Genomic DNA, 5313 nt, shown 5'->3' on the forward strand with positions numbered 1-5313 from the left:
CCGATTTGAAGTTAGGATCTGTTTCCGATTGAAGGAGATGGATGATGAAGCGCAGCAGGTTCACGGAAGAACAGATCATCGGGATATTGAAAGAGCATCAGGCAGGACTGTCTGCGGCCGATCTTTGCCGGAAGCACGGCATCTCGGACGCGACGTTTTACAAGTGGCGTTCGAAGTATGGCGGCATGGAAGTGTCGGATGCGAAGAAGCTGAAGGCGCTGGAGGCCGAGAACACGAAACTGAAGAAGCTGCTCGCGGAATCGGTGATGGACGTGTCTACGCTGAAAGAGATGCTCGGAAAAAACTTCTGACGCCCGGTTCAAGGAGAAGTGCCGTGAACTGGGCAATTACAGAGAGAAGCTACTCGCAGCGGCGGGCGTGTTCCCTGGTCGGTTTGGACCGGAAGACATATCGCTATGCATCAAGACGGCCTGCTGACGATGCGATCCGTAAACGTCTGCGAGAGCTGGCGTCGGAGCGTCGCCGGTTCGGCTATCGCCGGCTGCACATTCTGCTGCGACGCGAGGGGATAGAGGTGAACCACAAGAAGCTGTTCCGGCTCTATCGCGAAGAACGGCTCACCGTGCGCAAACGCGGCGGCCGCAAGCGGGCGCTGGGTACGCAGGCGCCGATGACGATCCCGCAGGGTTCGAACCAGCGCTGGTCGCTGGACTTCGTGTCGGACTCCCTCGTCGATGGTCGGCGGTTCTGAATTCTGTGCGTGATCGATGACTTCAGCCGCGAATGCCTGGCAACGGTTGCGGACAACTCGATCTCGGGCGTCCGCGTCGCGCGGGAACTCGACCGGATCGCCGGGGTCCGAGGCTATCCCTGCATGGTGGTCTCGGATAACGGCACCGAACTGACGTCGAATGCCATTCTTCAATGGCAGGAAGAGCGCAGCGTTGATTGGCACTACATTGCACCGGGCAAACCAATGCAGAACGGCTTCGTTGAATCGTTCAACGGCCGCCTACGTGATGAATGTCTGAACGAGCATCTGTTCAGGAGTTACGGTCATGCAAGAGAGATCATTGCACGCTGGCGTCACGATTATAACAACCACCGACCGCATACGAGCCTTCAAGGGCTCACCCCGAAGGAGTTTACAACCCGGTCTGATCAGGATCACAACCAGAGCAGGTTCTACTCATTGGCGGGGGAATGACGGGGGCAAGGTCAAAAAACATCGAGCCAAACTTTAAATTTGGTATATCGTTTAGTAACTTACTGATTATTCCTCTTTGGATATATGTTGCTAACCAATGGAACCTCAATCGGTCTTGTCACGCATCCTCTATGAGCGCACGGCGGAGATACACGCTGAGCTCGAGGATGAGCATCGATTTGGAGCGTTATCGAATCCAGCAAGCAGTGAAATCAGGTTTCTTGAAGCGTATGCCCGAATGACAGCGAGCATGTTGATCATCGAGAGGTCGATTGCTGATTTTGATTTGAATGGTCTAACGGAAGTTCAATCGATTCAAAACCATACCAGTTTGTTGGAGACCGATCTGAAATGCTTGGCAGAGGCAGGCATTGGCTATGAAAGTGAAAACCATAGGAACTTCCTTAAGAGTGATCATGAAGCCCTTGGTGCCCTTTGGTGTATCCTTGGAGCTCGAAAGGGCGCAAAGGTTATTCGAGCCGCCTTGCAGAAAAGACGTTCGCCGATACCCGAAACATACATTCAAAGCTTACTTGCCCGAGCAGACTTGCCGTCAAAGATAGGCAAGCCATTTTCTGATCCAGTCGAATGTTTGCATAGGCAGGAGATTAATCTCACCGACGTCATTGAGGGGGCGCAAAAGACTTTTAGTGTTTTTCTAAGTTTGATGCCGCTCACTTCTGAGGTGCAGCATAAATATGGATAGCACCGCGAACCTGACAGAGGAATGTGCAAGAGAGCCTATACACATTCCAGGTGCGATTCAGCCATACGGCGTGCTTATCGCATACGATCTTCATAATGAAGAGAAGATCATATACGCCAGTGAAAATGTTTCGATGCTAGCAGGTGAGCCAGCCAATAATGTCATTGGCCAGCGAAGAGGGGATATTCCTTCTTTTCAAGACGGGCGAGTACTTCCCTGCAGTGGTGGTTCAGTGATCTCCCACTCAGATGGTATTGGTTGGTCGGCAAAAACATTCAAAACAAATAATCACATTGAAGTCTGCGAATTTGTGCCCGTCAATTATGATGAGGTACAGCGGCTCAGCCATAAGTCACGGTACAAAATCTTTGAGGCGATCAGCAGCACTGAGAATGAGCAAGAGTTGCTGCAAACACTTTGTGACGAGCTTCTAGCATTAAGCGGCTATGACCGCGCTTTGGCTTATAAGTTTGATGAGGAGTATAATGGGAGCGTTGTCGCAGAAACATTGACGCCATCACTCAGCGGTTCTTATTTCAATCATCATTTTCCGGCCTCTGATATTCCCTCGCAAGCGCGAGACCTTTTACTGAAAAAGCGTGTGCGCTGTATCCCAAATACACGGTATGCGCCTGTTTTTATCCATTCGGACAAGACCGCAACAGATGAGCTTGATTTGACGGATAGCGATTTGCGTTCGGTTTCTCCAGTTCATTTGGCGTACTGCCAGAACATGGGCTTAGAATCGACCTTAACGGTTGTATTAATCCTTCGGGGGGCGCTCTGGGGATTGATTGGCCTTCAAGGTTCAAGTCCGAAACAAATAAGCCATGCCATGTTCGATTTTTGTCAGGACGTGTCGCTCATTGCGTCCAACAAGCTTGAGGGTATAACGCTCTTAGAAGAGCGGAACACATATTCTACCGTACTCTCGCGCGAGCGCGAATTTGAGGCTTTGAGGAAAGTAGTCGGCGGTAAGATGCGCAAAGCCGCTGATATGGATACTATCCTCAGTTATATCTGCCATGAACTTGATTGCGATGCGGTCGTCGCCAGAGTTGGCCACACCCGTTACTCATTCGGTATAGATGAGCAGGGTGCTGATCAAATCCTTGACTCGGTGAGGTTCAAAGATCGTGAAATTTGGTGCACTGACAATTTAACATTTACGATACCGCCTAATTCTTCTGATCATTTATCGGCATTCCGTGGCGGGATTAACTTTTGTGACGACTTAACTAATAGCGCCATTGTTGGCCTTCGTCGTGAGCATGTTTATCAACGAATTTGGGCGGGCTCTCGTGACGAGAAGGTTTCGCGTCATCCAACGACTAATATGTTGACGCCTAGAGCATCATTTTCAGCTTGGGAGGAGACAGTTCGAGGGCGCTCTCTTCCTTGGTCTCAAGTCCAAAAAACAATGATGCCAACGATGAAGGCATTGGTTCGCAGAGTTCATCAAGAAATAGAGAATCTTGACCTGTCGCTCCTGGCGCGATCCACCACAAACGGCGTCGTTTTTACAGATCGTAAGGGATTTCTGACTTGGGCGAATGAAGCCTTTGTCAAAATCTCCGGTTATCCTTTATCAAAGTTGATGGGCCGGAAGCCTGGCAATCTATTGCAGGGTGAAAAATCCAGTCCTGAAACCGTTAAGCATATGGCTGACTGCATAAAGGCACACTCTTCCTTTGAGGTCGATGTAATCAATTATCACCAGGATGGATCAGAGTATTGGGTGCATATCAGCTGTCAGCCTATTGATAAGGAAGATCCGCAGTCCGGATTTATTGCCATTGAGACAGATATTACGGAAAGAATTCGTGCACGGGAAGAAATGACCAGACTGGTTGATCGTCTTCAGGCAGCGGCGGATGCGACCAATATTGGAATTTGGGAATACGATCTGGTAAGCGGCACACTTATTTGGGACGAGTGGATGCATCGCATCTTTGGAACAGACCCAGGCACGTTCTCGAACACCTACGATGACTGGGCCAACACGCTACATCCTGATGATAAGGAGAGGGCAGACGGCCAGGTGAAAAAAGCAATCGAAGAATGTACAGGGTTTGACTCCAAATTTCGTATTCATCGAAATGGTAACGAAGTTAGGCATATTGCTGGAAAAGCGAAGTTTGTTTTCTCCAAAGATGGCGCGCCAATCGCGATGATCGGCACGAACGCTGATATCACAGAGGAAGTCTTGCGTACTGAGCAATTAGAGGCCGCGAAGAAGGCTGCCGACGCCGCCAATGCAGCAAAATCTGACTTTATGGCAAGTATGAGTCACGAACTGAGGACGCCTCTCAACGCAATTGTAGGCTTCTCCCAAATATTAAAGTCAGAAATGTTCGGTCCTCTGGCAAATGAAAAATATCGTGAATACGCAGGCTTGATTGAGGAGAGCGGTGCCAAGCTTGCAGGTCTCATCTACACAATTTTGGACATTTCAAAAATCGAGAGTGGAAAACGTGAATTTACAGATGATGAAATAATTCTTTCGGTTGAGTTCGTAAAACTAAGTCATCAGTTTTACGAAAAGCCATTCTGCCTAAATCCGACGCAGATATCGTTTTCAAGTGAACAAAGAGATATAACGCTCCGTTATGATCGTTGCGCATTTCATCAAATTGTCGAAAACCTCGTAACGAACGCGGTTAAGTTTTCAGGCGACAATATTGATGTTCGAGTCTCTTGGTCGTTGAACGATAATGATTGTGGCATTTTAGAAGTCACTGATAAAGGAATTGGAATTGCGCAAGAGGACTTAGGGCGCATTTTATCCCCCTTTGTTAAAGGTGTCGGCAACGCTAAGGTCGCCAATAATCCATTTATAGCGAACGAAGTTGAAGGCGTTGGGCTAGGGCTCCATATTGTAAGTAAGATTTTAAATCAGACGGGATGCTCGATGTCAGTTGATAGCGAGTTAGGTGTCGGGTCAAAGTTTACTGTGACTTTCCCAAGTGAAATAATCATCTAATTGTAAAGGACTAAGGTTGAGACTCAATCATAGCCAGAATGCGACGAGGACGGCGATGGCAACGGCGGACAGGAAGTTTCTCGCCAGCTTGTCGTAGCGTGTGTGAACGCTGACCTTGCCCCCGTTATTCCCCCGTTTATGAGTAGAACCTGCTCTGGTTATGGTCCTGATCGGACCGGGTTGTAAACTCCTTCGGGGTGAGCCCGTTGAGGCTCGTATGCGGTCGGTGGTTGTTATAATCGTGCCGCCAGCGTGCAATGACCTCCCTTGCATGACCGTAATTCCTGAACAGATGCTCGTTCAGACATTCATCACGTAGGCGGCCGTTGAACGATTCAACGAAGCCGTTCTGCATTGGTTTGCCCGGTGCAATGTAGTGCCACTCAACGCTGCGCTCTTCCTGCCATTGAAGAATGGCATTCGACGTCAGTTCGGTACCGTTATCCGAGACCACCA

3 protein-coding genes and 1 pseudogene are annotated in these 5313 nt (G+C 49.2%); 3 read left to right on the forward strand and 1 reads right to left on the reverse strand.

The window, feature by feature from the left end; translation table 11 throughout:
- Window positions 1-44 precede the first annotated feature (44 nt).
- The 3 genes and pseudogenes from RIC29_17545 to RIC29_17555 all read left to right on the forward strand — a co-directional run bounded on the left by RIC29_17545 (window position 45) and on the right by RIC29_17555 (window position 4857).
- A pseudogene (locus RIC29_17545) lies at window positions 45-1168 on the forward strand (IS3 family transposase).
- A gap of 115 nt (window positions 1169-1283) precedes the next feature.
- The gene (locus tag RIC29_17550; GenBank protein MEQ8736731.1) at window positions 1284-1874 is read left to right on the forward strand and encodes a hypothetical protein; all 591 of its coding nucleotides are present in this window, start codon (window positions 1284-1286) and stop codon (window positions 1872-1874) included.
- On the forward strand, window positions 1867-4857 hold the full coding sequence (locus RIC29_17555; protein MEQ8736732.1) for a PAS domain-containing protein: 2991 nt from the start codon (window positions 1867-1869) through the stop codon (window positions 4855-4857). The genes RIC29_17550 and RIC29_17555 overlap by 8 nt, the downstream gene beginning before the upstream one ends.
- A gap of 136 nt (window positions 4858-4993) precedes the next feature.
- Here RIC29_17555 and RIC29_17560 read toward each other — a convergent pair.
- Window positions 4994-5313: integrase core domain-containing protein (locus RIC29_17560; GenBank protein ID MEQ8736733.1), on the reverse strand; the 320-nt coding region annotated here is incomplete at its 5' end.

This window comes from Rhodospirillaceae bacterium (assembly GCA_040219235.1).
GTDB lineage: Bacteria > Pseudomonadota > Alphaproteobacteria > Rhodospirillales > Rhodospirillaceae > WLXB01.